Source organism: Halalkalibacter oceani (assembly GCF_023715705.1).
GTDB classification, from domain to species: domain Bacteria; phylum Bacillota; class Bacilli; order Bacillales; family Bacillaceae_D; genus Halalkalibacter; species Halalkalibacter oceani_A.
Map to the genome: position 1 here is coordinate 120,995 of NZ_JAMBOS010000001.1, position 24,094 is coordinate 145,088.

Annotated in this window: 24 protein-coding genes; 16 read left to right on the plus strand and 8 right to left on the minus strand. The window is 46.6% G+C overall.

Features of this window, described 5'->3' with window-relative positions; all coding sequences use genetic code 11:
• Positions 1-37: 37 nt before the first annotated feature.
• Together M3212_RS00660 and M3212_RS00665 are read right to left on the minus strand one after the other, a co-directional pair.
• Positions 38-1,651, minus strand: coding sequence for a glycine betaine uptake BCCT transporter (locus M3212_RS00660; RefSeq protein WP_349774159.1), 1,614 nt, complete (start codon positions 1,649-1,651; stop codon positions 38-40).
• Between the two features lie 74 nt (positions 1,652-1,725).
• Entirely contained in the window at positions 1,726-2,781 is a 1,056-nt protein-coding gene (locus tag M3212_RS00665) for an FUSC family protein (RefSeq protein WP_251192000.1), read from the minus strand.
• A 119-nt stretch (positions 2,782-2,900) separates the two neighbouring features.
• On the opposite strand from M3212_RS00665, the gene M3212_RS00670 reads away from it, so the two are divergent.
• The 3 genes from M3212_RS00670 to M3212_RS00680 all read left to right on the plus strand — a co-directional run bounded on the left by M3212_RS00670 (position 2,901) and on the right by M3212_RS00680 (position 4,581).
• On the plus strand, positions 2,901-3,725 hold the full coding sequence (locus tag M3212_RS00670; RefSeq protein ID WP_251192001.1) for a polysaccharide deacetylase family protein: 825 nt from the start codon (positions 2,901-2,903) through the stop codon (positions 3,723-3,725).
• 157 nt (positions 3,726-3,882) lie between these two features.
• A complete protein-coding gene (locus M3212_RS00675; protein WP_251192002.1) occupies positions 3,883-4,332 on the plus strand; it encodes a hypothetical protein in 450 nt (149 codons plus the stop codon).
• 120 nt (positions 4,333-4,452) lie between these two features.
• Positions 4,453-4,581, plus strand: coding sequence for a GapA-binding peptide SR1P (locus M3212_RS00680; protein WP_251192003.1), 129 nt, complete (start codon positions 4,453-4,455; stop codon positions 4,579-4,581).
• Between the two features lie 110 nt (positions 4,582-4,691).
• Here M3212_RS00680 and M3212_RS00685 read toward each other — a convergent pair whose 3' ends face one another.
• Positions 4,692-6,167 carry an aminotransferase class I/II-fold pyridoxal phosphate-dependent enzyme gene (locus tag M3212_RS00685; protein WP_251192004.1) on the minus strand — a complete coding sequence of 492 codons (1,476 nt, stop codon included), beginning with the start codon at positions 6,165-6,167 and terminating at the stop codon, positions 4,692-4,694.
• Positions 6,168-6,329: 162 nt separating this feature from the next.
• Here M3212_RS00685 and M3212_RS00690 point away from each other — a divergent pair, with 162 nt between their 5' ends.
• Together M3212_RS00690 and M3212_RS00695 are read left to right on the plus strand one after the other, a co-directional pair.
• Positions 6,330-7,298: an NAD(P)H-dependent flavin oxidoreductase gene (locus tag M3212_RS00690; protein WP_251192233.1), complete on the plus strand. Its 969-nt coding sequence runs from the start codon at positions 6,330-6,332 to the stop codon at positions 7,296-7,298.
• Positions 7,299-7,324: 26 nt separating this feature from the next.
• Complete coding sequence (locus tag M3212_RS00695; protein ID WP_251192005.1) at positions 7,325-7,573, plus strand: UPF0223 family protein; 249 nt, start codon at positions 7,325-7,327, stop codon at positions 7,571-7,573.
• Positions 7,574-7,778: 205 nt separating this feature from the next.
• Here the strand turns inward: M3212_RS00695 and M3212_RS00700 are convergent, their stop codons facing one another.
• On the minus strand, positions 7,779-8,402 hold the full coding sequence (locus M3212_RS00700; RefSeq protein ID WP_251192006.1) for a YktB family protein: 624 nt from the start codon (positions 8,400-8,402) through the stop codon (positions 7,779-7,781).
• 414 nt (positions 8,403-8,816) lie between these two features.
• Between M3212_RS00700 and M3212_RS00705 the strand changes: the two genes are divergently transcribed.
• Positions 8,817-9,008, plus strand: coding sequence for a hypothetical protein (locus M3212_RS00705; protein WP_251192007.1), 192 nt, complete (start codon positions 8,817-8,819; stop codon positions 9,006-9,008).
• Positions 9,009-9,208: 200 nt separating this feature from the next.
• Positions 9,209-10,009: an inositol monophosphatase family protein gene (locus M3212_RS00710; RefSeq protein ID WP_251192008.1), complete on the plus strand. Its 801-nt coding sequence runs from the start codon at positions 9,209-9,211 to the stop codon at positions 10,007-10,009.
• 136 nt (positions 10,010-10,145) lie between these two features.
• Here M3212_RS00710 and M3212_RS00715 read toward each other — a convergent pair whose 3' ends face one another.
• Positions 10,146-10,331 (minus strand): DUF5325 family protein, encoded by a 186-nt coding sequence (locus M3212_RS00715; RefSeq protein WP_251192009.1) that lies wholly within the window; start codon positions 10,329-10,331, stop codon positions 10,146-10,148.
• A gap of 222 nt (positions 10,332-10,553) precedes the next feature.
• Between M3212_RS00715 and typA the strand changes: the two genes are divergently transcribed.
• The 3 genes from typA to M3212_RS00730 all read left to right on the plus strand — a co-directional run bounded on the left by typA (position 10,554) and on the right by M3212_RS00730 (position 13,256).
• On the plus strand, positions 10,554-12,392 hold the full coding sequence (typA, locus tag M3212_RS00720) for a translational GTPase TypA (RefSeq protein WP_251192010.1): 1,839 nt from the start codon (positions 10,554-10,556) through the stop codon (positions 12,390-12,392).
• Between the two features lie 31 nt (positions 12,393-12,423).
• Positions 12,424-12,753 (plus strand): YlaH-like family protein, encoded by a 330-nt coding sequence (locus M3212_RS00725; RefSeq protein ID WP_251192011.1) that lies wholly within the window; start codon positions 12,424-12,426, stop codon positions 12,751-12,753.
• Positions 12,754-12,950: 197 nt separating this feature from the next.
• The gene (locus M3212_RS00730; protein ID WP_251192012.1) at positions 12,951-13,256 is read left to right on the plus strand and encodes a hypothetical protein; all 306 of its coding nucleotides are present in this window, start codon (positions 12,951-12,953) and stop codon (positions 13,254-13,256) included.
• Between the two features lie 182 nt (positions 13,257-13,438).
• Here the strand turns inward: M3212_RS00730 and M3212_RS00735 are convergent, their stop codons facing one another.
• Positions 13,439-13,609, minus strand: a complete 171-nt coding sequence (locus tag M3212_RS00735) for a YlaI family protein (RefSeq protein ID WP_251192013.1) — start codon at positions 13,607-13,609, stop codon at positions 13,439-13,441.
• A gap of 181 nt (positions 13,610-13,790) precedes the next feature.
• Between M3212_RS00735 and M3212_RS00740 the strand changes: the two genes are divergently transcribed.
• Both M3212_RS00740 and M3212_RS00745 read left to right on the plus strand, forming a co-directional pair.
• Entirely contained in the window at positions 13,791-14,246 is a 456-nt protein-coding gene (locus M3212_RS00740) for a pyridoxamine 5'-phosphate oxidase family protein (protein ID WP_251192014.1), read from the plus strand.
• Positions 14,247-14,415: 169 nt separating this feature from the next.
• Complete coding sequence (locus M3212_RS00745) at positions 14,416-15,744, plus strand: PhoH family protein (protein WP_251192015.1); 1,329 nt, start codon at positions 14,416-14,418, stop codon at positions 15,742-15,744.
• Between the two features lie 140 nt (positions 15,745-15,884).
• Here M3212_RS00745 and M3212_RS00750 read toward each other — a convergent pair whose 3' ends face one another.
• A complete protein-coding gene (locus M3212_RS00750) occupies positions 15,885-16,400 on the minus strand; it encodes a peptidyl-prolyl cis-trans isomerase (RefSeq protein WP_251192016.1) in 516 nt (171 codons plus the stop codon).
• Between the two features lie 127 nt (positions 16,401-16,527).
• On the opposite strand from M3212_RS00750, the gene glsA reads away from it, so the two are divergent.
• The 3 genes from glsA (at position 16,528) to pyc (ending at position 21,557) form a co-directional block, all read left to right on the plus strand.
• On the plus strand, positions 16,528-17,457 hold the full coding sequence (gene glsA, locus M3212_RS00755; RefSeq protein WP_434084030.1) for a glutaminase A: 930 nt from the start codon (positions 16,528-16,530) through the stop codon (positions 17,455-17,457).
• 138 nt (positions 17,458-17,595) lie between these two features.
• Complete coding sequence (locus M3212_RS00760; protein WP_251192018.1) at positions 17,596-17,877, plus strand: YlaN family protein; 282 nt, start codon at positions 17,596-17,598, stop codon at positions 17,875-17,877.
• A 224-nt stretch (positions 17,878-18,101) separates the two neighbouring features.
• Complete coding sequence (gene pyc, locus M3212_RS00765; protein WP_251192019.1) at positions 18,102-21,557, plus strand: pyruvate carboxylase; 3,456 nt, start codon at positions 18,102-18,104, stop codon at positions 21,555-21,557.
• 280 nt (positions 21,558-21,837) lie between these two features.
• Here pyc and M3212_RS00770 read toward each other — a convergent pair whose 3' ends face one another.
• A complete protein-coding gene (locus tag M3212_RS00770) occupies positions 21,838-22,737 on the minus strand; it encodes a COX15/CtaA family protein (protein ID WP_251192020.1) in 900 nt (299 codons plus the stop codon).
• A gap of 352 nt (positions 22,738-23,089) precedes the next feature.
• On the opposite strand from M3212_RS00770, the gene cyoE reads away from it, so the two are divergent.
• Complete coding sequence (gene cyoE, locus M3212_RS00775; RefSeq protein WP_285873890.1) at positions 23,090-24,022, plus strand: heme o synthase; 933 nt, start codon at positions 23,090-23,092, stop codon at positions 24,020-24,022.
• The last annotated feature ends 72 nt before the right edge of the window (positions 24,023-24,094 follow it).

Genomic DNA, 24,094 nt, shown 5'->3' on the forward strand with positions numbered 1-24,094 from the left:
GTCAAAAGGCTTGGTTTTCCTTGTGACACACCCTGCTTTATTTTCTTTTTTCATCGGCTTTAAGCTTCTTGAAGGCAAGCTTTTCTTCTTTTAATTTCTCCCGTTCCTGTTTCAGTTCCAGTCTTTCCTGGCGAATCCTTTCTTTTTCAGTTGCCAGGGTCGGCTTTTCGGACCGCAGGGCTTTCATCAGGGAGATCACCATCAGGATCATGATGATCGTAAACGGCAGCGCGGCAATAATCGCCGCTGTTTGCAGTGCTTCAAGTCCCTGCTCCGAGGATAACAGCACGGCGGCTGTAGCAGAAATGATCAGCCCCCAAATAAATTTAACCGAGTTAGGCGGGTTTAAACTTCCATTTGTGGTTTGCATCCCTAACACAACGGTGGCTGAATCGGCCGATGTGACGAAAAAGGAGGCAATTAAAAAGACAGCAATGATCGACAGGAAGAAGCCGAGCGGAAATTGCTCTAATACGGCGAATAAGGCCACTTCCATACCGAAATCATTCATGGAAGACATGATGTTCGCTGTTCCCTCACGTTGAAGATAGATACCGGTCCCGCCAAAAACACTGAACCAAAAGGCGCCAAACAGAGCCGGTACGCCGAGGACGCCAAGCACAAATTCACGAATTGTCCGCCCTTTGGACACGCGGGCGATAAAGGTGCCGACAAAAGGAGCCCAAGAAATCCACCATGCCCAGTAGAAAATGGTCCAGCCTTCCACCCATGTTGTTTCCGGGTTATAAATATCGAGGCGAAAGCTCATTCCGATCAGATTTTGAATATAGCTGCCGACTCCTTGCGTGAAGACACCCATAATATAGCTGGTCGGTCCGAACAAAAGGACGAACAAAAGCAGCAATATAGCTAGGTAGACATTTGTTTTACTCAGGATGCGAATCCCTTTGTTCAATCCTGTTTGCGCAGAAATCATGAACAGGACGGTGACGACGGCGATCACGATCAGCTGCAGCATCGTGCCGTTTATTGTTGCCAGACCAGGTGTCAAATAAGAGAGACCGGCTGAGATTTGGGCAGCGCCAAAGCCGAGCGAGGTGGCGACCCCGAAAATAGTGGCAAAGACGACAAGGACATTGATCGCGATGCCAAGACCGCCTCTGGTCTGTTCGCCAAGCAATGGCTCAAGCACACTGCTCATCAAACCGGAAGATTCTTTCCGGAATTTAAAATAGGCAAGGGCCAAAGCAACGACGGAATAAATCGCCCATGGGTGTAGCCCCCAATGAAAAATCGAATAGCGCATCGCTTCTCCGGCAGCAAGGTTTGATTCCGGAGCGGCAGATGGCGGTTCAAAAAAATGATACAGCGGTTCGGCGACTCCCCAGAAAACCAGTCCGATTCCCATCCCGGCGGTAAAGAGAAAGGCAAACCAGGTCGGGAAGGAATAATCAGGCTTATCGTCGGGCTTACCAAGCTTTATTTTTCCATAAGGGCTGAAAATAAGATAAACCGAAAAAATAAGAAAGCTCGTCGCGGCAAGCAAATAAAACCAGCCGAGCTCATTTGTAATAAATCCTTGGATTGACGTCGTAATCGCATCCAGGTTAGCTGGGGCCAGCACACCCCAACTGATAAACGCCACGGCGATTAGAACGGAAATGATAAACACAGAGGTCATTTTTCTCACTAGACATTCCACCTTTATTTTTTTTGCACAAATTTAAACATATCATAATTAAACCAAGGAAAACAATTGATCTGCTAAAACAGGGAATTAGCCTTGGTAAAGATATAGGAGGGATACCTAGTTTCCTGCAGCGAAAAGCGATGCTCATCTGTCGTGATCAGTGACAGCTCCTGAAGCACCGTATTAACGGAAAGCAGCTCGTGACAAAGCTGGGAAACGAAGCAGTTTTGCCGGGCCTGTTTTTCACTTAGCTGCTTGATCACGTTGTGCGTGCTAAGGTGGGCGGTTGTCAGCTGATGATAATGATCGTGCATGACCTCGCGAACTGATGAAACAGAGCGTTGAATCTTTTCCTTTTCCTCCTGAGAAATTGGCCGGTTAACACGTAAATGATACATTTTGCCAAAATGAATCAAGAGCAGCTGCAAGTAATCGAGCTTTTTCTGCAAATAATCAAATGAGCGTCGCTCAAATGCGGTTGAGCGGCGGTATTTCCATTCATCATGCTGAAAGCGGGCGAGCTGATAAGCCTTTGTTAATTCCCCATGCAAATAATGATAGGAGGTAAAGCGCTGATTCAGCCCGCTTTTTTCGTGTTTTTCTTCGAGATGGATATCGACGATCTCGGCAAAATGGTCAGCGGTTTCTTTAAAAAGCTGCTCGACTTTTTGCACGAGCAACGGCCCGAATTTCGGCGGCAGAATAAAGAAATTAACGAAGCTTGACACCAATATGCCAATCGACGTTGTTGAAATCCTTGTCAGGAAATCAATGATTAAATGGTCAGAGGCGTCGGGCAGCATCGCGACAGCGGTTAACGTGGCGACGAGTGTTCCTGTATCCAATTTCAGCTTTGAGCAAGCGATAATCGTAAACATGGCAACGAGCGCATAGGAAAGCGCGCTTTGACCGAAAAAGAAAAATGTACCGACGGCAAAGCTCGCTCCCATTGCCGCCGCCGGTAAGCGAATTAAGCCTTTCTTTAATGAATCCGCCGCAGTCGGCTCTGTCGTAACGATTGCGGTAATGACCGCAAAAGTAGGGGGAAGGAGGAGAAGATGGCAGATAAGCGCCGTACAAAAAACGGATACACCGGTTTTCAAAATTCTTCGTCCGATTAAGGCTTTCATCGAAGCGCCCCCTTTTCATACTTCTTTCTTTAGTATGGAATAAACCGTAATCGACTATTCGAGCATCTACCATCAAAGGAAGATGTTTGCTATCATGAGGTTGGAAAGGGTGTGTAAGGATGAAAAGGTTATTACAGGGGCTGGTACTTACTGCTCTCTTGACGGGTTGTCAACAGCCTGTCGAGGAGGAGCCGCTTGCAAATCCGCCAGCAGAAGAACGGGAAGAAGCAGCTGAGGACAATTCCACGAATGAACGGGATTATGCTGAAGATGAAGGAGAGCAGGAGGCGGAAGAGCAGGAAGAAAGCAGCGCGCCGACGGCCAGCTACCAAATAAATCAGGCGAACTGGACGGTTGAACCGGTCACGGATGAGGAAGAACAAGTCGTGCTGCTGACGATTGATGACGCGCCTGACCAGCATAGTCTCGAGATGGCGGAAACATTAAAGGAGCTTGAAAAGCAGGCTATTTTTTTTGTGAACGGACATTTTCTAGCTGATGAGAGTGGAAAAGAAAAGCTGAAAACAATTTATGAAATGGGCTTTGAAATTGGTAACCATACGATGAATCATGCGAACCTCAGTGAACGATCAGACGAGGAGCAGCGACGGGAAATCGTCGAGTTAAATGAGCTGATTGAAGAGGTGACCGGGGAGAGACCGCGATTCTTTCGGGCTCCATTTGGTGTGAATACAGAGACATCGGCAGCCGTTGTCGAAGAGGAAGAAATGATCGCGATGAATTGGACATACGGCTACGATTGGGAGGCTGACTATCAGGATGCCGAAGCACTGGCTGAAATTATGGTCGACACTCCCTATTTAACGAATGGAGCGAATTTGCTGATGCATGATCGGCAGTGGACGCTCGAGGCTCTTCCGGCGATCATAAACGGGCTGGAGAAGGAAGGATTTGAATTTGTCGATCCGGCTGTGATTCAATAGGCTTCTCTCAAGAATAAAGCAAAATCGACAATAGTAGTCGTAACGCTACAACCTTTTACAGGTCCTTTTATGATAAGCTACAGGAAAAGGAGGCTGCTGTTCATTCCACCTGAATTGCAGGCACCTTTTTAAAGCTTGCTCGTATGGAGGGGTATTAATGGAAAAGAAGTCTCAACTTTTGGATGAATTGCGTCTTGAAGTCGGGAGTGTGAGAGAAAAGGTCCAGACCTTGGCCAGCTTTTATATTGAAATCACTCGCAAGCTGGCGCGGCGGATGTCAAAGCAATTATCAGTCAGCATTTATGAAGCGACAGCGGGCGCATTTAAAATGCGGGTATGCGCCGGGACGAGTTACTTGAATCGTGTTATCCCGTTTGGGGATAACATATTGAGCACGGTGGCGATAAGAGGGAGACTTGTCTTTCAAATGGAAGGCCAGCTGCAAAAAGTCTTTCTTCCCTTTTACCGGAGTCATCATCTGCTTGGGATTTTAATTTTTTTTGTGCCGCAGGATACATATGAAATAACGGATGATGATTTAGCCTTCATTCGCGAAATCGGTCGGTTTATCGAAGTTCAGCATGCCACATTCGATGCTCCCGCTTAATATTCATTACACTTATTTTTAATTAGGTTATACTAATTAACCATTGACAACACAATTAGTATGTACTATTATAAATGTAATGAAACGCTTTCAATAAAAAGCATAAAGGGGATGCCGATAATGGGGACAATAATTTGCCAATCTTGCAACAAGACGATCGACGTATTTGAAGGTGAAAAAGTGATGACACTTTATGCAAAAGGGAACGGATGCGTACATTGTAAAACAGCTGATAAGAAGAATAAATAAAAAAGAGGGGCTGGGATAAGGTTGTTTTACCTTTTCCCAGCCCCTTATGCAATGTCGGGCCAGTTTTGTCTCAAGCTCCTGAGGGGGAGCGCATCGCGGCTGAGCCGCTATTATTGAATCGCATGATGTTCTTTAATGACCCGCAGCGTTTGGAATGTCTCATCCTCCGGCCCTTGGACGGGCAAGCCCGCTTTGATGTTTTTTTCAATATATGTCAAATTCTCTTCTGTAATGATTTCACCCGGGATAAAAATCGGAATCCCAGGAGGATAGACCATAATGAACTCAGCAATGATGCGCCCGGCTGACTGCTGAAACGGGATAACCTCTGTTTCAGCGTAGAAGGCGTCGCGTGGCGAAAGCGCCAATGTAGGAATATCAGGCACAACGACTTGATTATGGCGCTGCTGCAGCCGTACTGTTGGCATCGACGCAAGCGCCGTTAAAGCCTCTACAAGAATATCCATTTTTTCCTCCGTATCGCCAATTGTCACAAGGCAGAGGATGTTATATAAGTCGGAAAGCTCAACTTCGATATGATAATGCTCCCGCAGCCATGTTTCGACCTCATAGCCGCTCATTCCAAGCTCTTTAACAGAAATAATCAATTTAGTCGGATCAAGATCATAGGTCGCCTTCGTCCCGAGAATTTCCCGGCCGACACAGGATAGAAGCTCAATGTCGTTAATGCGCGCTCTCGTCGATTCCGCCAGCTTGATCACCTCGGTCAATAGCTCGTGCCCCTCGGTTGCCAGCCGTTTTCTCGCCGTGTCTAGTGAGGACAAAAGCAAATACGAGGTTGACGTTGTTGTCAGCATACTAATAATCGACTGAACCCGCTTCGCGGAAACGAGGCCTTCTTTGACATTTAAAACTGAGCTCTGTGTCATCGAGCCGCCGAGCTTATGGACGCTCGTGGCGGCCATGTCGGCACCCGCCTGCATCGCCGACATCGGCAGCTGCTCGTGAAAGTGAATGTGTACCCCGTGAGCTTCATCAACTAAAACAGGGATGCTGTACGAATGAGCGATCGTGACGATTTCCTTCAGGTTGCCGGCAATCCCGAAATAAGTAGGATTGATGACAAGTAGTCCTTTCGCCTCGGGATGAGCCTTGAGAGCTTTTTCGACTGCCTCTGTCGTGATCCCGTGGGAAATGCCGAGCTCAGGGTCGACTTCAGGATGGATGAAAATCGGCGTTGCCCCGGAAAAGATAATCGCCGACATGATTGATTTATGGACATTGCGTGGGACGATGATTTTATCTCCTGGCCCGCACACAGCCATAATCATTGTCATAATCGCACCGCTCGTTCCCTGTACAGAAAAAAATGTATGATCTGCGCCAAATGCTTCGGCGGCCAGATCCTGCGCCTCTTTAATAATGCCGTGAGGATGGTGTAAGTCGTCTAACGGTTGAATATTTATCAAATCAATGGAAAGGGCGTTGTCGCCGATAAAATCACGAAACGCGGGATCCATCCCCTTTCCTTGTTTATGACCAGGAATATGAAATTGAATTGGTTGTTTTTCGGCATGCTTGCGAACACCAGTGAACAACGGAGTCAGATGTTGTCGTTGCAACATGTTCACCTCTTATCATGGACTTGTTTTATCAAAACAAAATTGAGTATATCAAAAATGTCGTTTGCTGCATAGCCGAAACAATCTCATGTCGAGTAGAAAGTATAGGAAGATTAAAAGAGGAATGGTACGATTAGGAAAGAAAGAGTAAGGTGGGAGGTCGAGATCATGTGGAAAACGAGAGTAACGGACTTATTAGGCATTACTTATCCGATAATTCAGGGAGGGCTCGCCTACTTAGCCTATTCGAATTTAGCCGCCGCCGTGTCACGGGCTGGCGGACTTGGTCAAATTACGGCGATGTCTCTTTCTTCATCTGAGGCACTGCGTCAGGAAATTAAAAGCGTGCGGGCGCAGACTGACAAACCATTTGGTGTGAATTTCTCGATTGGACAGCATCGCCGCCCTTATGAAGAGATGCTTGAGGTTGCGATCAAAGAGGAGGTCCCGGTTATTTCGATGACCGGCGGGAATCCAGCACCGATTTTGGAGCGGCTCGCAAACACGAAGTGCAAGAAGCTCGTGCTTGTAGCAGCGCGAAGGCAGGCGGTCAAGGCCGAGGAACTGGGGGCCGATGCGGTGATGGTTGTCGGGCATGAGGGCGGCGGTCATCTCGGCCGCTCGGATGCCGGGACAATCGTTCTTACACCGCAGGTCGTTGATGCTGTTACCATCCCGGTTATCGCTTCCGGGGGAATTGGCGACGGCCGAGGTTTAATGGCGGCAATGGCGCTGGGAGCAGAAGGGATTGAAATGGGAACGCGTTTTATCGCCACGACGGAATGCGTTCATGCTCATCAGGTGTATAAACAGAACCTTGTAGCAGCGACAGAGGACGATACGGTTGTGATCAAACGCTCACTGGGCGCTCCAGCGCGGGCTCTCCGCAACACATGGACGGAACAGATTCTGAAGCTTGAGGCAGATCAGCCGGGATATGAAGAGTTAAAACCGTATATTAGCGGGGAAGCAAACCGAACCTATATTTATGAGGGGAAAGAGGAGGAAGGCTTTGCCTGGGCGGGGCAGGTCGCTGGCCGCATTCACGAGATTGTGCCGGTAGCTGAACTGATCGCCGGAATGATGGAAGAAGCAGAAGCGATTCGCCGGCAATGGTCGTTGCCGGAGAGGTAAGAAGTAAATAAAGAGGAGTGCAGAGGATGGAGACGAAATTACCGATTTCACTGGATTGGACAACAGAAGAAGTGATTGATGTGATTCAGTTTTTTGAAACGCTTGAGAAAGCGAGCAAGCAAAACGTGGATCGGGGGCAGGTGTTGGATAAATACCGTCGCTTTAAGGAAATTGTCCCGAGCAAAAGTGAAGAAAAGCAATTGTTTAAAGCATATGACGAGGAGCTGGGCATATCCTGCTTTCACACGTTGAAGAAAATCAGGGAGCAAGCATAAAGGGGGAGCCGGAGGCAAAGGGGAGCTTCAGACCTCGGGTAATGACTTCGCCACGAGGCCCCAGAAAAGCGTCCTTTTCCGAAATTGAAGAAGAGTAATCATTACTAAAAAAGCTGCTGAAAAACGTCCTTTTTCAGCAGCTTCGTCATTGCTTAGTGGCATGGTAAAAGGTAAAAAAACAACCATTGTCCCAGCCTTCTCTCGGTTATTGCATCGCCAGTCGATAGAACGGCAGCAGATGCTCGTATGTCTCCTTCGCGTAAGCGGTGAGAGCTTGTCCGTTGGCAAGAAGGGGATCATCGCGCTTAATATGACGGCCGAGTAGAAGCTCGGCTTTTTTCACATCACGAAAGCGGGTAAGATACCCGGTAAGCTCTTCCTCTGATAAATCCGCGATGAAGTAAGCGTCCTTTTTCATATGGTCCGGGGAAAGAACGAAATCATCAGGAAGCTGAGAGAGCTGGTCTTTATGGTCCAGAAAACGGTTGGCAATCGGCGCTTTATTCGGCAGTTCATAAATTAGTGCCAGCCATAAAAACAAATGATCGTCAAACAATCCGAGCTGGAAATGCGGGTGTTTTTTATACCCTCTCTTATTCTCGGCCACCGCAAGCCACGTATCATTAGGCGGGTTAACCTTGCGGCGAGCATGTCTGGCAATATGCAGGTGCATTTCATCGCCGGTGAGCATGGACAGCTCACTCGTCAGCGCCTGACCGATTTCCTCAAACTTCGGCTGAATGTTGGTTTGAATCGCCGTCATTCGCTCTTCAAGTCCTTCGATTCGAAACACATCAAAATCACGAGTTGTAAAACCAGGTAATGTCATCGTTATGTCCCTCACTTTTTTAACTTTATTCAGGAGAAGTCTCCCACTTCTATAGTGGTGAGATGAAGGCGAACTTAGTTCCATTCAGTGGAGGGCGGGGCCTCGTCTGAATCAAGTGAAAGCCTCCGGCGGATGCCACAGATTTTGAAAGGAAGCTTTTCGAACGAGTTCGAAAAAATCTGGGCGCAAATACGCCAAGGCGAATTTGATAGCTTCTTTTATCCTATCATACCCGAAAAAATTACTCTAAATAAATGCACCAGCAGACATTTGAAAACTGGCAATTCCTGCTCCGGGGTGTTTTTTGATTGCATTTTTTTCAAATATAACATATGCTATATTAAATAACTGAAAATTTCGTTTATTGACACATGAAAAAAGAGGAGTCAGATTACTGTAAGGGAGTGTAGCGATATGGAATCGGTAGTGCAAACCTTTAGACGTAAAGACGGAGAAAAGAGAGTTTCTGTATTACGGCTTGAAATCGATTATGAGCTGATGACTCTACATGATGCTATACTTGCAGAAGACCTTGACTTAATCAATCAGACGAAACAGCGGCTGGAGCAATTACGGTGTGAGCTTCTCCAGTTAGAGGTGTATTGAGAAAAGAGCCCGGGGCAAAAGGTTGATTTTTTTTCACCTTTTGCCCCGGGCTTTGCGCATAACGGAGCCGCTGTGCTGTTTTTTGGCTTGCACAAGGCTGCTCTGTATACGACTAAATAAGGTTAGATTTTCCTTCCAACCTAATCTGTGTCATAATAAAGGGGAAGGGAAGCGTCATTCATGTTGAGGGGGTCACGGTTATGACTATGAACTGGATAGAGCTTGAGAAGGTAGCGAAGGATTGGACGTATGAAGCCGCAGGTATAATAAAGGATTCTTTGGCGAAGCCAATCCATATCGAAGCAAAATCGAACCCGAACGATCTTGTGACAGAAGTGGACCGGGCGATTGAGTCATATTTTTTTGATAAAATTTCGAAGACCTACCCTGATCACCATTTTCTCGGTGAGGAAGGGGTTGCAGAGGAGCTTGATTCCCTCGAAGGAACGGTGTGGATTATCGATCCGATTGATGGCACGATGAACTTTGTTCATCAAAAATATAATTTTGCGATTTCAGTAGGGATTTACCATGAAGGCGTCGGCATGGTGGGAATTGTTTATGACGTGATGAGCGATGAATTGTTTCACGCTGTTAAGGGACACGGTGCTTATGTAAACGGGAAAGAGCTGGTGCCGGTGAAGGAACGTCCGCTTCAAGAATCCGTTATCGGCTTGAATGCCCGCTGGATTGTCGATGGGAAGCATCCTTACCGTAATCCGCTGCTCGCTTTAATCAGAGATGTGCGAAGTGTCCGCTCCTATGGTTCGGCAGCGATCGAGATTGCCTATGTGGCCGCCGACCGGCTTGACGGCTATCTCAGTGTCAATCTCTCACCGTGGGACTATGCGGCGGCTGTCATCTTGCTTGAGGAAGTAGGCTGCCAGGCATCGACCTTCCAGGGCGAGCCGTTAATGCTCCTCACTCCAAGCACCGTCATTGTCGGAAAACCGCATTTACATAAGGAAATGATCTCTGCCTATTTAGGAGAGGAACAGTAAAGAGGGTGTCCCAGTCGGGACACCCTCTTTACTTCGTGGCAGGCGAATCGTTGTCATGAGCTCTGCTGTTACGGTTGACTCAAGCTCTTGAGTCAAAACTAGCCACTGCTTCAAAGTTGTCGTTGTACGACAGCTTTTACATCTCACTCGACTCTCTTAATTTCTTGCGCAGGTTAAAGCCGAGTCCCATGGCGATGAGGATGCCGATGAAGGCTAAAAAGCCGATAAGAGTACTTCTTTCAGCGATAGCGACTCCGATACTCATAATGCAAAGAACAGTAATGACAGCGAGAAGTAGAAATAGCATATTTTCTTTTTTCATTTGTTTTCCCCCTTAGAAAAACAATCACTTCTTTACAGTTTACCGTGAATTGTTCAGAAGGAAAAGCCTTCAATGTGACAAATACGTTAAACATCATGCTTGTAGTAGTAAGATGAAAAAGACCTCATCTGCTAAGATTCGACTTTTTCCTGCTGAATGGTTTCAATAAATTTAATTTGTGATATACTTGTACAGTTAATGAACGAATAAGGAGCGAAAAAAATGAAAACTCGTAATGATATACGCAATATTGCCATCATTGCCCACGTCGATCACGGGAAAACGACGCTTGTTGACCAGCTTTTAAAGCAGTCAGGGACATTCCGTGAAAATGAACAGGTCGATGAGCGGGCGATGGATTCAAATGATCTGGAAAAAGAGCGCGGAATTACGATTCTTGCTAAAAATACAGCGATTCACTATGGTGATAAACGAATTAATATTATGGATACGCCGGGACATGCCGATTTTGGCGGTGAAGTGGAACGGATCATGAAAATGGTTGATGGTGTGCTGCTTGTCGTCGATGCGTACGAAGGCTGTATGCCGCAAACTCGCTTTGTGTTGAAAAAAGCGCTTGAACAAAAGCTGACACCGATTGTGGTTGTTAATAAAATTGACCGCGACTTCGCCCGCCCTACTGAAGTGGTTGACGAGGTAATCGATTTATTTATCGACCTTGGCGCTGAGGAAGATCAATTGGATTTCCCTGTCGTCTATGCTTCGGCGATCAACGGTACGGCAAGTAAAGATCCTGAAAAGCAGGATGAAGATATGTCATCTTTATTTGAGATGATCATTGATGCGATTCCGGCACCGGTTGATAATAGTGATGAGCCTTTGCAGTTCCAAGTTACGATGCTTGATTATAACGATTATGTCGGCCGGATTGGAATTGGCCGCGTCTTCCGTGGAACGATCAAGGTCGGTCAGCAAGTAGCTTTAATGAAGCTCGACGGTTCTGTGAAGCAGTATCGCGTGACGAAAATCTTCGGCTTCCTTGGTTTAAAGCGGATTGAAATCGAAGAGGCGAAGGCCGGCGATTTGATTGCAGTTTCCGGGATGGAAGAAATCAACGTTGGGGAAACGGTTTGTCCGGTTGATCAGCAGGAAGCACTGCCGATTTTGCGGATTGACGAGCCGACATTGCAAATGACGTTTCTCGTTAACAACAGTCCTTTCGCTGGACGCGAAGGAAAGTTTGTCACGAGCAGAAAGCTTGAGGAACGGTTGAAATCAGAGCTGGAAACAGATGTCAGTTTGCGTGTTGAAAATACAGATTCTCCGGATGTGTGGATTGTCTCCGGGCGTGGAGAGCTGCATTTATCGATCCTAATTGAAAACATGCGCCGCCAAGGCTATGAGCTGCAGGTTTCCAAGCCTGAAGTCATTATCCGCGAAATTGACGGCGTAAAGTCAGAGCCGATGGAACGGGTTCAAATTGATGTGCCTGAAGAATATACCGGTTCGGTGATGGAGTCGCTTGGCGAGCGTAAAGGTGAAATGCTCAATATGACGAACAACGGCGGAGGCCAGGTTCGTCTGGAGTTTCTTGTGCCGGCCCGCGGGCTAATTGGTTATACGACAGAGTTCCTTTCGCAGACAAGAGGGTACGGGATCATTAACCATTCCTTTGACAGCTATGCACCTATAACACCAGGCCAGGTAGGCGGACGACGCCAAGGTGTGCTCGTCTCGATGGAAACCGGAAAGGCAACTCAATACGGGATTATGCAGGTTGAGGATCGCGGAACGATTTTTGTTGAGCCGGGAACGGAAATTTACGAAGGACAGATTGTCGGCGAACATACGCGTGATAATGATCTGTCTGTCAATATCACGAAAATGAAGCAGCAGACCAATGTTCGTTCCGCGACGAAGGAAAACACGGTCACGATGAAAAAGCCGCGGATCATGACGCTTGAAGAAGCGCTTGAGTATTTGAACGAAGATGAGTTCTGTGAACTGACGCCACAGTCGATTCGTCTGCGCAAGAAAATTCTCAATAAATCTGAACGGGAACGTGAAGAAAAGCGGAGAAAGCTCGCCATGAAATCATAATGCTTTACGTTAGAAAGGTGAGGTGCTGAGAATGGGAGACCAACAGTTAACCGAACAAGAGTTGGAAAATTTAACGTGGCTGATGAGGGCAACAGCGGAAAATCCATGGAATGGGTTATGGGCCTTCTTAGCGATCGTCGCTCTTGGGATTATCGTTTTTAATCTGGGATTTGCCCGGGAGTTGCCGATTTTAAAAAAAGTCGTGATATATATCATGCTCGTGATTGGCTGCTTCGTCCTGTGGATTCTCGAATTTGCTTTCGGGGCACCGATTATTGTCGTCCTGATCATATCGGCTTTATTTCTCGGAGCGTACCGTTTCCGGCTGCATCTTCATCGGAAACAGAACGGCCAGGCATAGCAAGAAGGGTGTGGCCAGAAGCATTAGCTTTTGGCGACACCCTTCTTTTTGTTTTTTGCGAGATAATTCACAGCTTCTAGCATGATAATCTATGAAGGAGTGATAGAGATGAACACCTTGAAGCCTCGTACCATGACTGTTCTTTCGCTAGCAATCGTCATTGCGATCCTAATTGCTGGCGGGATCTATTTTATTTTATGATGTATTGGTTAAACACGCCGGCTAAAACTGATGACGAAACGATTCATTTCGTTATAGCAAAGGTAGAACATTATTTAATAAACGAAAGAGAATATGACAGCAAAGATATTCATTCTATAGAAGTAGTTAAGGGGGGGAAAACGGCTCATGAAGATCCGTCTAATCCAGAATTGTATACTGCTTACGTTGTTTTTGCTGATGAATTAGAGGAGCAATATAAGTATGAAATAGATAATGGACAAGTCTATCAAGGAGTATCATTCGGTAAACATGCTGAAAGCAATGAAGACGAACAAGGGTAAGAAATAACTATAAGATGAGGTGGAACTGCTTGATAGTCGCATGTTCTACCGGTCGAACAAGATGGTTTTCCGGCACCAACTTTTCAATCCAAACGATCGCCTCCCTATCCATGTTAGATAAAAAAGCCTGTCGACTGTCTCGTTTTCAGAGACTTTGTCGACAGGCTGACTACATTAGGCTGCTAACCAATATGGCGCTTCGCTTTTTTCTTTTCTTCTGTTCTTCGGGTAATTCGTTCATGGCATTCTTCACACATATAGGTATGAATCGGGCGATTACGCAACCGCTTGGCGAGCGGAAGGTGATCGTCAATCGTATCAATTTTATCGCATAACACACATTTGACTCTCATACTTTTCACTCCATTCTCTCTCTATTGTATGCAAGATGGCAAGAAAAGTCTATCTCTACCGGGCTGCCAGACAGAAAGGGCAAGTTTTTTCCTTAGACGATAGAAATCAGTTTGCTTTGACGGTAAAAATCGGTATAGTAGAAGGTGAAAGTGGGAAATGAATGAAATGGGAGGAATGTACATGGCTAATCGAGTAGAGCAGGCGTTAACCGAGGAATTGTTTCCCCTTCTGCAAAAGGAAAGATATGTCACGGTTGCGACAACGGATCACGAAACAAATGGTCCGAACGTGACCGCTATTTCATGGATCTTCGCGCCAAATATGAAGACAATCCGCTTTGCGATCGATAATCGTTCGCGCATGCTCGCCAATATGAAAGCGGAAAACGGGATTGTCATTTCATTAATTGCCCACGGTTCCACCTATTCAATTTCTGGCTCAGCGACGATTGTCACTGAGAAAATAGAAGCTGTGCCTTTGAAGCTGGCACTCGTGGAAGTTCAAATAGAAGAGGTGCGCGACGTGATGTTTTACGGAGCGAAAATGGTAACAGAACCTCAATATGACAAAACATATGATGCAGAGGCGGCAGCGAAATTAGACCGTCAAGTTATGAACGCGCTCAAAAAAGCTTAGTCAGTGAACGACTGGGCTTTTTTTGTCTGAGGAGGACGATTTCCTTCGTCTAACTTATCAGGCTTGCACATACATTCAAAATAGATAGGGATTGATGTACTAAGTGATCCCTGCTGCATATCTTACTAATAAGCAGTCGATAATGATTCTTTAGTCAGGAGGCAAAATATTGAAGAAAATTTACGTTTTGGACACGAACGTACTTTTACAGGACCCGTACTCCATCTTTTCATTTCAAGATAACGAAGTGGTCATACCGGCGATCGTACTCGAAGAGGTTGATTCGAAAAAACGTTATATGGATGAAATTGGGCGAAATGCACGTCAATTTTCTAAACTGATAGATAATTTAAGAGGGAAAGGAAAATTGCATGAAGGTGTCCAAATTGAGCCTGGGGGAAAAGTAAGAGTTGAATTAAATCACAAGTCGTTTCAGCGCCTGAAAGATTGGTTTGCCGATATGACAAATGATAATCGAATTATCGCCGTAGCCCTGAATCTTATGCTGGAGGAGCAGGAAAAAAATGAAGGGAGAAAGGTGATTCTTGTCAGTAAGGATGCGCTCGTGCGGGTAAAGGCGGATGCGCTCGGTTTGACTGCCGAGGACTATCTCAGTGATCGCGTCGTCGAGCTTGATCATGTCTACCCCGGCTATGTCGAAGTCTACGTCGAGGCTGAGGTGATGCAGTCGTTCTATACAAATGGTGAGCTGGCGATCTCCGAATTGACGAAGCATCCTTTTTATCCTCATCAGTTTATTATTATGAAAGACGCGCTCGGCAGCTCAAGCTCGGCGCTCGGGAAAGTTGAGCCGGATGGAAAGATGGTGAAGCCGTTCGTCTGTGACATTGATCAAGTATGGGGCATCAGATCGCGAAATGTGCAGCAGCGGATGGCGCTTGAATTGCTGTTGCGCGACGATATCCCTCTCGTGACGATGATCGGTAAGGCGGGAACGGGCAAAACCCTGCTTTCACTGGCTGCCGGGCTGATGCAGACCGAGGATATGGGCAAGTATAAGAAGCTCGTCGTCGCAAGGCCGGTTGTGCCGCTCGGCAAAGATATCGGCTATCTGCCTGGTGAAAAGGATGAAAAGCTGAGACCATGGATGCAGCCGATCTACGATAATCTGGAATATCTTTTTAATACGAAAAAGCCAGGCGAGCTTGATCATATTTTGGCCGGGATGGGCTCGATTCAGGTGGAAGCCCTCACTTACATTCGTGGTAGAAGTATTCCGGATCAATTTATTATCATTGATGAGGCGCAAAACCTGACAAAGCATGAAGTGAAGACGATTCTGACACGGGTCGGAGAACGAAGTAAGATCGTGCTGATGGGTGATCCGCAGCAGATTGATCATCCTTATCTTGATGAATACAACAACGGGCTGACCTATGTCGTTGAAAAGTTTAAGGATCAGACGGCGAGTGGCCATGTGAAACTGGTGAAAGGGGAACGCTCTGGGCTGGCGCAGCTTGCTGCTGATTTGCTATAGGATAGGCTACAAAGGCTCGGCATCCCCTTCTTAGACAACCCCGGTAGGAAGCTAGTGCCTGCTGTTAAAATCCCCTGCCGGGCGGCTTCCTTCGGCAGGGGATTTGCGCAGAACGGAGCCGCTGCTTTTGGCTGGAGGCGTTATATTTTCAACAATGTAAAGCGGGAAATAAACTTGATCGGGTTGTTCTTGTTCGAGCCATCTCCAAAATAAAAATGAATAGGACCATCTTCCCGTAATGGCTGACCTTTATCGGCAAAGCCGGCGACTGCGGCCAGCGCCTGCTCAAATGTGATCCGTTCTGTCGTACCATCATGTTTGTGAATATCGACATGAGTGGTGCCGGCATACGGCTCGGCGTTTTCAAGGAACGGTTTGAGTGGCATGCCAAACGAGCCTTCCGCTATTTTCTTTTTGTCGATCATAATCTTGTTTTCATTCGAGTTCGGATTTGGCGGCTCCGAGCCTTCTGTAATTTCTTTGTCCCATTGGGCGGATATCGCCTTTTTGTAAGCCGTTTCCTCGTCCTCTTTCGTCTGCAGCTCATCAAAATATGTATGAAGATCGATTTTCCGTTCATCAAAAATCCAGACGGAAGGATCTATCGTTAATGGATGACCAACATGTCCGTCAATAAAAAAAACAAACTCATTCATAAGTGCTCCTCCTAAACTTGCGGATTCATTTCCTAAGTATAAAGGGTTACAAGCTTTTTGTCACTTTTGGGAAAGCTAATGGGAAACTCATGAATGGAGGAGAGCAACGATGGCGGATGATCAGCAGCTGCTTTGCAAATATGAAGAGGATCTGAGAAAGATGGTCAATGAGACAAAGGAACTGACGAAATTCGGAGAAGTCGCCAATTATATTCCGGCTTTGGCCGAAGCAAACCCGGAGGATGTAGCGGTTGCCATTTATGACGGGAGACATACATGTTTTAGTGAAGGCAATGATGAGCAATTATTTACGCTGCAAAGTATTTCAAAAGTGCTGACGCTTGCTTTGGCTTTAATCGATCATGGCGAAGAAACGGTTTTTTCCAAAGTCGGAATGGAGCCGACAGGGGACCCGTTTAATTCGATTTCAAAGCTGGAAACACAGGTTCCATCAAAGCCGCTCAATCCAATGATCAACGCAGGCGCTTTAGCGGTCACCGCCTTGATCAAAGGAGAGTCGGTTGATGAAAAGCTGACGAGAATTCTCGAGTTTGTCAGACTTCTTTCTGGAAACAGCTCGCTTACATACAATGATAAGGTCGCCCGGTCTGAGTGGGAATCAGCTGACTTGAACCGTTCATTGGCTTATTTTTTACGGCAGCACGGCATTATTGAAGGAGATGTCGAGAAGCTGCTTGACTTGTACACGAAGCAGTGTGCGATCGAGGTTGCGTGCCGGGATTTGGCGAAAATCGGCTATTCACTCGCTTATGACGGGATTCATCCTGATACAAAAGAGCCGATTATGGAAAGGGATATCGCCAGGCTGGTTAAGACATTTATGGTCACTTGCGGCATGTACAACGCCTCAGGTGAATTTGCGATCAGAGTCGGGATTCCGGCGAAAAGCGGCGTCTCCGGCGGAATCATCGGGGCTGTTCCGTACCGGCTTGGAATCGGGATCTACAGCCCGGCTCTTGATGACAAAGGGAACAGTTTAGTCGGGATGAAACTGCTTGAGAAGCTGTCCAAGAAATATCAGCTCAGTATTTTCTAAGAAGGGATGCTGAGCGTGTTCCTTATGAACGGGCCTGATTGGGGAAAAGACAACCTTTACAGTGAAAATCATTGCAATTTTGTAGGGAAAAAGATACTATTAAAGACAAGGATATTTTCAGATGAAGGAGGGGTCAAGATGTCAGCAGAAATGGTGACTGGACAAAATGAAAAAGCATTCGCCCTTCTGAAAGCAGATGCGGAAAAGATTCGGCAGTTAATTGAAGTCCAATTGGAGAATTTAACCATGCCTCAATGTCCTCTTTATGAAGAGGTGCTTGATACACAGATGTTCGGTTTGTCCCGGGAAATTGATTTCGCCACTCGTCTAGGTCTTATTGATCCAGAGGCAGGAAAGCAAATTCTTGGAGAGCTTGAGCGAAAGCTGGCGGACTTGCACGAAGCATCCATGCGTAGATAGAACTAAGCTGTTTCACTAGCTTGGTTCTTTTTTTGTTAGAGGATAGAAAGCGATTACAATTCAGAAAAATAAAAAAATAGATTGCAATTCTTCCTGCTGCTTACTTATACTAAGAAGAAGCTCGAAGTACAGACATACCATAGGAAAGAGTGCTGTTACTTGAGTTATTAAGAAAACAATTGTACAATCAGGGTAGACAAAAGAGAGTAGAAGAGGAGGCCTTTATGGAGGGTTTAACGACGATTAAGAAAGTGCTCGTAGCAAACCGGGGAGAAATTGCAATTCGGATTTTCCGGGCGTGTACAGAATTACATATTCGTACGGTGGCAATTTACTCTAAAGAGGATACAGGAGCCTTTCACCGTTATAAGGCAGATGAAGCTTATTTGGTCGGTGAAGGGAAAAAACCGATCGACGCCTATCTCGATATTGAGGGGATCATTGAAATTGCCAAGCTGCAGGAAGTGGATGCGATTCATCCGGGCTATGGCTTTTTATCTGAAAATATCGAATTTGCGAAACGTTGCGAGGAAGAAGGGATTATTTTTATCGGGCCGGAATTAGAGCATCTCGTGATGTTTGGCGATAAGGTTCAGGCGCGGCAGCAGGCAATCAAAGCCGACCTTCCCGTCATCCCGGGAAGTGACGGACCGGTAAACAGCATCGCCGATGTTCAGGCATTCGCTGATCAACACGGCTATCCTTTTATTATTAAAGCCTCGCTTGGCGGCGGTGGACGGGGAATGAGAATCGTCAAGTCGGCCGCTGATTTGCAGGAATCGTATGAACGAGCCAAGTCCGAAGCGAAATCTGCTTTCGGCAATGATGAAGTCTACGTCGAGAAGTTTATCGAAAATCCGAAGCATATTGAAGTGCAGATTCTTGCCGATAAGCATGGTGAAATCGTTCATCTATATGAGCGCGATTGCTCGGTGCAGCGCCGCCATCAAAAAGTAGTAGAAGTAGCGCCAAGTGTCTCGCTGTCTGATGAGGTACGGGAAAATATTTGCGATGCGGCTGTAAAATTAATGAAAAACGTCCAATATGTGAATGCCGGAACGGTTGAGTTTCTCGTGACCGAAAGTGGAGAGTTTTATTTTATAGAAGTCAATCCGCGCGTGCAGGTGGAACATACGATCACCGAAATGATCACGGGCATCGATATCGTCCAGTCGCAGCTTTTTATCGCTGACGGCGAGCCTCTCCATGGCCCGCGGCTCGGTATTCCACAGCAAGATGACATCATCTGCCACGGCTACGCGATCCAGTCAAGGGTGACGACGGAGGATCCGGGCAATGGCTTCCTCCCGGATACAGGGCGGATTAATGCGTACCGCTCCGGCGGCGGGTTCGGCGTGCGGCTTGATGCCGGCAACGGCTTTCAGGGAGCGGTGATTACGCCTTATTATGATTCGCTGCTCGTTAAGGTTTCGACGTGGGCGCTGACCTTCGAAAGCGCCGCGGCGAAAATGGTGAGGAATCTGAAGGAATTTAGAATTCGCGGCATTAAAACCAATATTGCCTTTTTGGAAAATGTCGTGACGCACCGGAATTTCCTTTCGGGCGAATACAATACATCTTTTATTGATACGACACCTGAGCTGTTTGTCTTTCCAAAGCGGAAAGACCGCGGGACGAAGATGCTGTCCTTTATCGGCGAGACGATTATCAACGGTTATCCAGGGCTGGAAAAAGTGAAAAAGCCGGTGCTGACAAAGGCTGTTGTGCCGAAGCTCAAATATACGGAACCGATTCCGGCCGGAACAAAACAGCTGCTTGATGAGCACGGCGCCGAAGGACTGACGAAGTGGGTCAAGGAGCAAAGCAATGTCTTATTGACGGATACGACGTTCCGCGACGCTCATCAATCACTGCTTGCGACGAGAATCAGAACCCATGATTTGAAGCAAATCGCTGAGCCGACAGCGCGGATGCTGCCAAATCTGTTTTCGATGGAAATGTGGGGCGGGGCGACGTTCGATGTAACGATGCGCTTCCTTCATGAAGATCCGTGGGAACGGCTATTGACGCTGCGCAAGCAAATGCCGAATTTGTTGTTCCAAATGCTGTTGCGCGCTTCCAACGCGGTCGGATACACGAATTATCCTGACAATGTCATCGAAGAGTTTGTCGAGAAGTCAGCGGCGGCTGGCATTGATGTTTTCCGCATTTTCGACAGCTTAAACTGGGTCGAGGGGATGCGGCTGGCAATTGATGCCGTCGGTAACAGTGGGAAGGTGGCGGAAGCCGCGATCTGCTATACGGGAGATATTCTCGATTCGGCTCGCCCGAAATATGATTTGGCTTATTACCGGAATTTGGCGAAGGAACTGGAGCAGGCCGGGGCCCATATTCTCGGGATCAAGGATATGGCCGGTCTGTTAAAGCCGGAAGCGGCCTATCAGCTGATTACGGAGCTGAAAGCGGCGGTGGATATCCCGGTTCATCTTCATACTCATGATACGAGCGGGAATGGCGTGTACATGTACGCGAAAGCAATAGAAGCCGGAGTGGACATCGTCGATGTGGCGGTCAGCTCGATGGCCGGTCTGACGTCGCAGCCGAGTGCGAACAGCTTATATTATGCGCTCAGCGGGACGAAGCGCCAGCCTGATGTCGATATCGACGCGCTCGAGCAGCTCGCTGAATTTTGGGAAGGGACGCGCTCCTTTTATGCCGGCTTTGAAAGCGGGATGAATGCGCCGCATACGGAGGTGTACGAGCATGAAATGCCGGGCGGGCAATACAGCAACCTCCAGCAGCAGGCGAAAGCGGTTGGTCTCGGCTCGCGCTGGAATGAAGTAAAGAAAATGTACCGTACGGTTAATGACATGTTCGGCGATATCGTCAAAGTCACACCATCGTCGAAAGTGGTCGGCGATATGGCGTTATACATGGTGCAAAATGACTTGACAGAGCAGGATGTGTATGAAAAAGGAGATAAACTCGACTTTCCGGATTCCGTTGTGGAACTGTTTCAAGGTCAGCTCGGCAAGCCATATCAAGGCTTTCCAAAAAAACTGCAGGACATTATTTTAAAAGGACGCAAACAACTGGAAGGCCGGCCGGGGGAATCAATGCCGCCAGTTGATTTTGAACAGATCCAGAAGGAGCTGTTTGAGAAGCTCGGCCGTCAAATAACAAGCCATGATCTGCTGTCATATGCACTGTACCCTAAGGTATTTCTCGACTTTGAACAATTCCGGCAGCAGTTTGGCGATGTTTCGGTGTTGGATACGCCAACCTTTTTCTACGGGCTGCGTCTCGGGGAAGAAATTGAAGTGGAAATTGAACAAGGAAAAACGCTGATTGTGAAGCTCGTTTCGATTTCTAAGCCGAAGGATGATGGCACCCGGATTGTTTACTTTGAGCTGAACGGTCAGCCGCGTGAAGTGGTGATCAAGGATCTTAATGTTGAAACAAAAACAATCGCCCGTCCAAAAGTCGATCAGAGCAATCCAAATCAAATCGGCGCTTCCATGCCGGGAACGGTTGTAAAAACGCTCGTTGAAAAAGGAGACAAAGTCAAAAAAGGTGATCACCTGATGATTACCGAAGCGATGAAGATGGAAACGACAGTTCAGGCTCAGTTTGATGGTGTCGTTGAAAATGTTTATGTGGAAAGCGGTGAACCGATTTTAACAGGGGATTTGCTGATCGAAGTCACTCCTGTCCAATAAGAGGAGAAAAGCTCTGCGCCTTGCTTCAAGCCGGGACAAAGGTTATTTGTATCCTTGCCCAGCTCTTACGCAATATACGGAACTGGAAGCTGCTGAAAAAGTTCAATTTTCACTTTTCAGCAGCTTTTTTGTAATGAGGTAGCTCAAAGCCAGTTTTGTCTCACCCGTTTCTCATGCTCAGGCGACCTTCGCCAGCGGTATAAGAATAAACAATAATGGGTATGAATGACAAGAGGATACCCTCGGCTTTACAGGCCGCAGGATATCCTCATGGAACTGGTCAATACGCCCGCTTGCGAAATAAAATCATTGCAAGGTAGCAAAGGGCGGAAAATAATGTTGAGATAATGAGAGCGTGCATCAAGCCGACTGTCAAAATCTGATTTTGTGTAAAGACGACGGATACTCCGCTAATGAGCTGCGCTGTAACAAGCAGGAAGCAGATCACACTGATCCAGACAAGCAACCGCTGCGTTTTGTAATGACGCAGCACCCAGACCATCATCACGAATAAAAGGATTAAAAGAAGAATACCCGTAACACGGTGGATGAAATGAGCGCCGACAGGACCGGTTAATCCCGGGAACAGTTGTCCGTTACAAAGGGGAAAGCCGGCACAGGATAGGGTAGCTTCGGTATGCTTTACATACGCTCCTGTATAAATAACAGCATAGCAGTATGTAATGACAATAAAGAAAAAGGCTTTAAATCGTTTAGTTACGTGCACGGTCACTGGCCGCTCCTTTCCATCTTCAAAGGAAAGAATGGTTAAAAGCACGACGGATGCGAGTGACATCGCTGAGATACCGAAATGAAGGGCGAGAATCGTGTTGGATTGACCGAATACGACCGCGCCGGCTCCGAGCAAACCTTGGAAAATAATTAAGATGACGGATAGAATGGCCATCAGCCGCGCTTCCTTGACATGCTTCAGCTGCTTCCACGACCAGATGGCAAGGACGATAATCATCGCGCCAACCAGGCCGGAAACGATCCGATGACTGTATTCGATAATCGTTTCGATTGCCGGACTTGTCGGGATCACTTCGCCGAAGCAGAGCGGCCAGGTTGCTCCACATCCTTCACCGGATCCCGTTTTTGTAACAAGTGCTCCCTGAAGGAGGACGATAAGAATACCAATTGAGGTCAGAATGCCATAAATCTTTAATTTTCTATGCATTCACTCCACCTTTCTTTCTATTTCGAAATGTAAGCCGAAAAAGGAAAACAAACCTTTTTGAATACCCTCTATAAAATTGGTGAAAAATATGCTAGAGTAGGCAAGGGCATTAGATCGCTCAAATTGATCTTATAGAATATCGGACATAAAAGTCAATTTAGCCTGAGTGAAATTTTTATGGCATTTACAGCAAATGTGAAGATAATGTGAAACTCAGGATTTTAATGAAACGGAGTAGAATTTGATATATAATGTGATTGTGACAGATATTAGGGGAGCTAACATTCGCCTAATTTATTTTTTGTAGAAGAGTATTAAAGAAGGTTAATTCTACAAAGGGGGTGAAGATTTGATGAATAAGACCAATACTGCTTTTGAAGCAACGGATGTGATGTCAGAGCCACCAGTTGCCACTACGCAGCAAAGGTCGTGGAAAGATTATTTAGTACTTGCCAAGCAAGGAATCGTAACTTCCAACTTACTTACGACATTTGCCGGTATTTATTTAGCAGCTGTGTATACAAGCAATGGAATCGGAGCACATTTGGATGCCATGGTTTTTGGTTTGTTAGGTGCAGCGCTTGTAATGGCAGGAGGCTGTACATTAAATAACTATATTGATCGTGATATTGACCATATTATGGAACGAACGAAAGAACGTCCGACAGTAACTGGACGGTTTTCAGCCAATCATGTTTTACTGGTTGGGTTATTGCAGGCGGCTCTTGGACTTGTTTTCCTTGCTTTGACGACACCGACTGCTGCTGTCATTGGTCTGATCGGGCTTTTTATTTACGTCGTTTTATATACGATGTGGACAAAGCGCACGACAACCCTTAATACGATTGTAGGTAGTTTCTCAGGTGCTGTTCCGCCACTTATTGGCTGGGCGGCGATTGATGGAAGCCTTCATTCTTATGCATGGCTGTTATTTTTTATTATGTTTTTCTGGCAACCGCCGCATTTTCTCGCACTGGCAATGAAGCGCGTCGAAGAGTACCGGGCTGCCGGAATTCCGATGCTTCCAGTTGTTGCCGGGTTTGCGATGACAAAGCGTCAAATAGTTGTCTATGTAGCAGCATTGTTGCCTGTCTCTCTTATGCTCTATCCCTTTGGCACTGTTTACACAATCGTGGCCGCTGTGCTTGGGCTTGGCTGGTTAGTTCTTGGCATTGCCGGCTTTAAGATGAAAGATGATATAAAATGGGCCAGACTGATGTTTGTCTACTCATTAAACTACTTAACCATTCTATTTGTTCTAATGGTCATTGTTCACCTCTTTTAAGTGAAGGAACGATGATTATAGATATAACTATTTGTAGTGATGAGCTACGTTATGAAAGTGAGGTTGGATTGT

Coding starts and splice junctions, on each gene's coding strand:
- M3212_RS00665 (WP_251192000.1), bottom strand. CDS start 2,781: ATGAAAGCCTTAATCGGACGAAGAATTTTGAAAACCGGTGTATCCGTT.
- M3212_RS00670 (WP_251192001.1), top strand. CDS start 2,901: ATGAAAAGGTTATTACAGGGGCTGGTACTTACTGCTCTCTTGACGGGT.
- M3212_RS00675 (WP_251192002.1), top strand. CDS start 3,883: ATGGAAAAGAAGTCTCAACTTTTGGATGAATTGCGTCTTGAAGTCGGG.
- M3212_RS00680 (WP_251192003.1), top strand. CDS start 4,453: ATGGGGACAATAATTTGCCAATCTTGCAACAAGACGATCGACGTATTT.
- M3212_RS00685 (WP_251192004.1), bottom strand. CDS start 6,167: ATGTTGCAACGACAACATCTGACTCCGTTGTTCACTGGTGTTCGCAAG.
- M3212_RS00695 (WP_251192005.1), top strand. CDS start 7,325: ATGGAGACGAAATTACCGATTTCACTGGATTGGACAACAGAAGAAGTG.
- M3212_RS00700 (WP_251192006.1), bottom strand. CDS start 8,402: ATGACATTACCTGGTTTTACAACTCGTGATTTTGATGTGTTTCGAATC.
- M3212_RS00705 (WP_251192007.1), top strand. CDS start 8,817: ATGGAATCGGTAGTGCAAACCTTTAGACGTAAAGACGGAGAAAAGAGA.
- M3212_RS00710 (WP_251192008.1), top strand. CDS start 9,209: ATGACTATGAACTGGATAGAGCTTGAGAAGGTAGCGAAGGATTGGACG.
- M3212_RS00715 (WP_251192009.1), bottom strand. CDS start 10,331: ATGAAAAAAGAAAATATGCTATTTCTACTTCTCGCTGTCATTACTGTT.
- typA (WP_251192010.1), top strand. CDS start 10,554: ATGAAAACTCGTAATGATATACGCAATATTGCCATCATTGCCCACGTC.
- M3212_RS00725 (WP_251192011.1), top strand. CDS start 12,424: ATGGGAGACCAACAGTTAACCGAACAAGAGTTGGAAAATTTAACGTGG.
- M3212_RS00730 (WP_251192012.1), top strand. CDS start 12,951: ATGATGTATTGGTTAAACACGCCGGCTAAAACTGATGACGAAACGATT.
- M3212_RS00735 (WP_251192013.1), bottom strand. CDS start 13,609: ATGAGAGTCAAATGTGTGTTATGCGATAAAATTGATACGATTGACGAT.
- M3212_RS00740 (WP_251192014.1), top strand. CDS start 13,791: ATGGCTAATCGAGTAGAGCAGGCGTTAACCGAGGAATTGTTTCCCCTT.
- M3212_RS00750 (WP_251192016.1), bottom strand. CDS start 16,400: ATGAATGAGTTTGTTTTTTTTATTGACGGACATGTTGGTCATCCATTA.
- M3212_RS00760 (WP_251192018.1), top strand. CDS start 17,596: ATGTCAGCAGAAATGGTGACTGGACAAAATGAAAAAGCATTCGCCCTT.
- pyc (WP_251192019.1), top strand. CDS start 18,102: ATGGAGGGTTTAACGACGATTAAGAAAGTGCTCGTAGCAAACCGGGGA.
- M3212_RS00770 (WP_251192020.1), bottom strand. CDS start 22,737: ATGCATAGAAAATTAAAGATTTATGGCATTCTGACCTCAATTGGTATT.
- cyoE (WP_285873890.1), top strand. CDS start 23,090: ATGAATAAGACCAATACTGCTTTTGAAGCAACGGATGTGATGTCAGAG.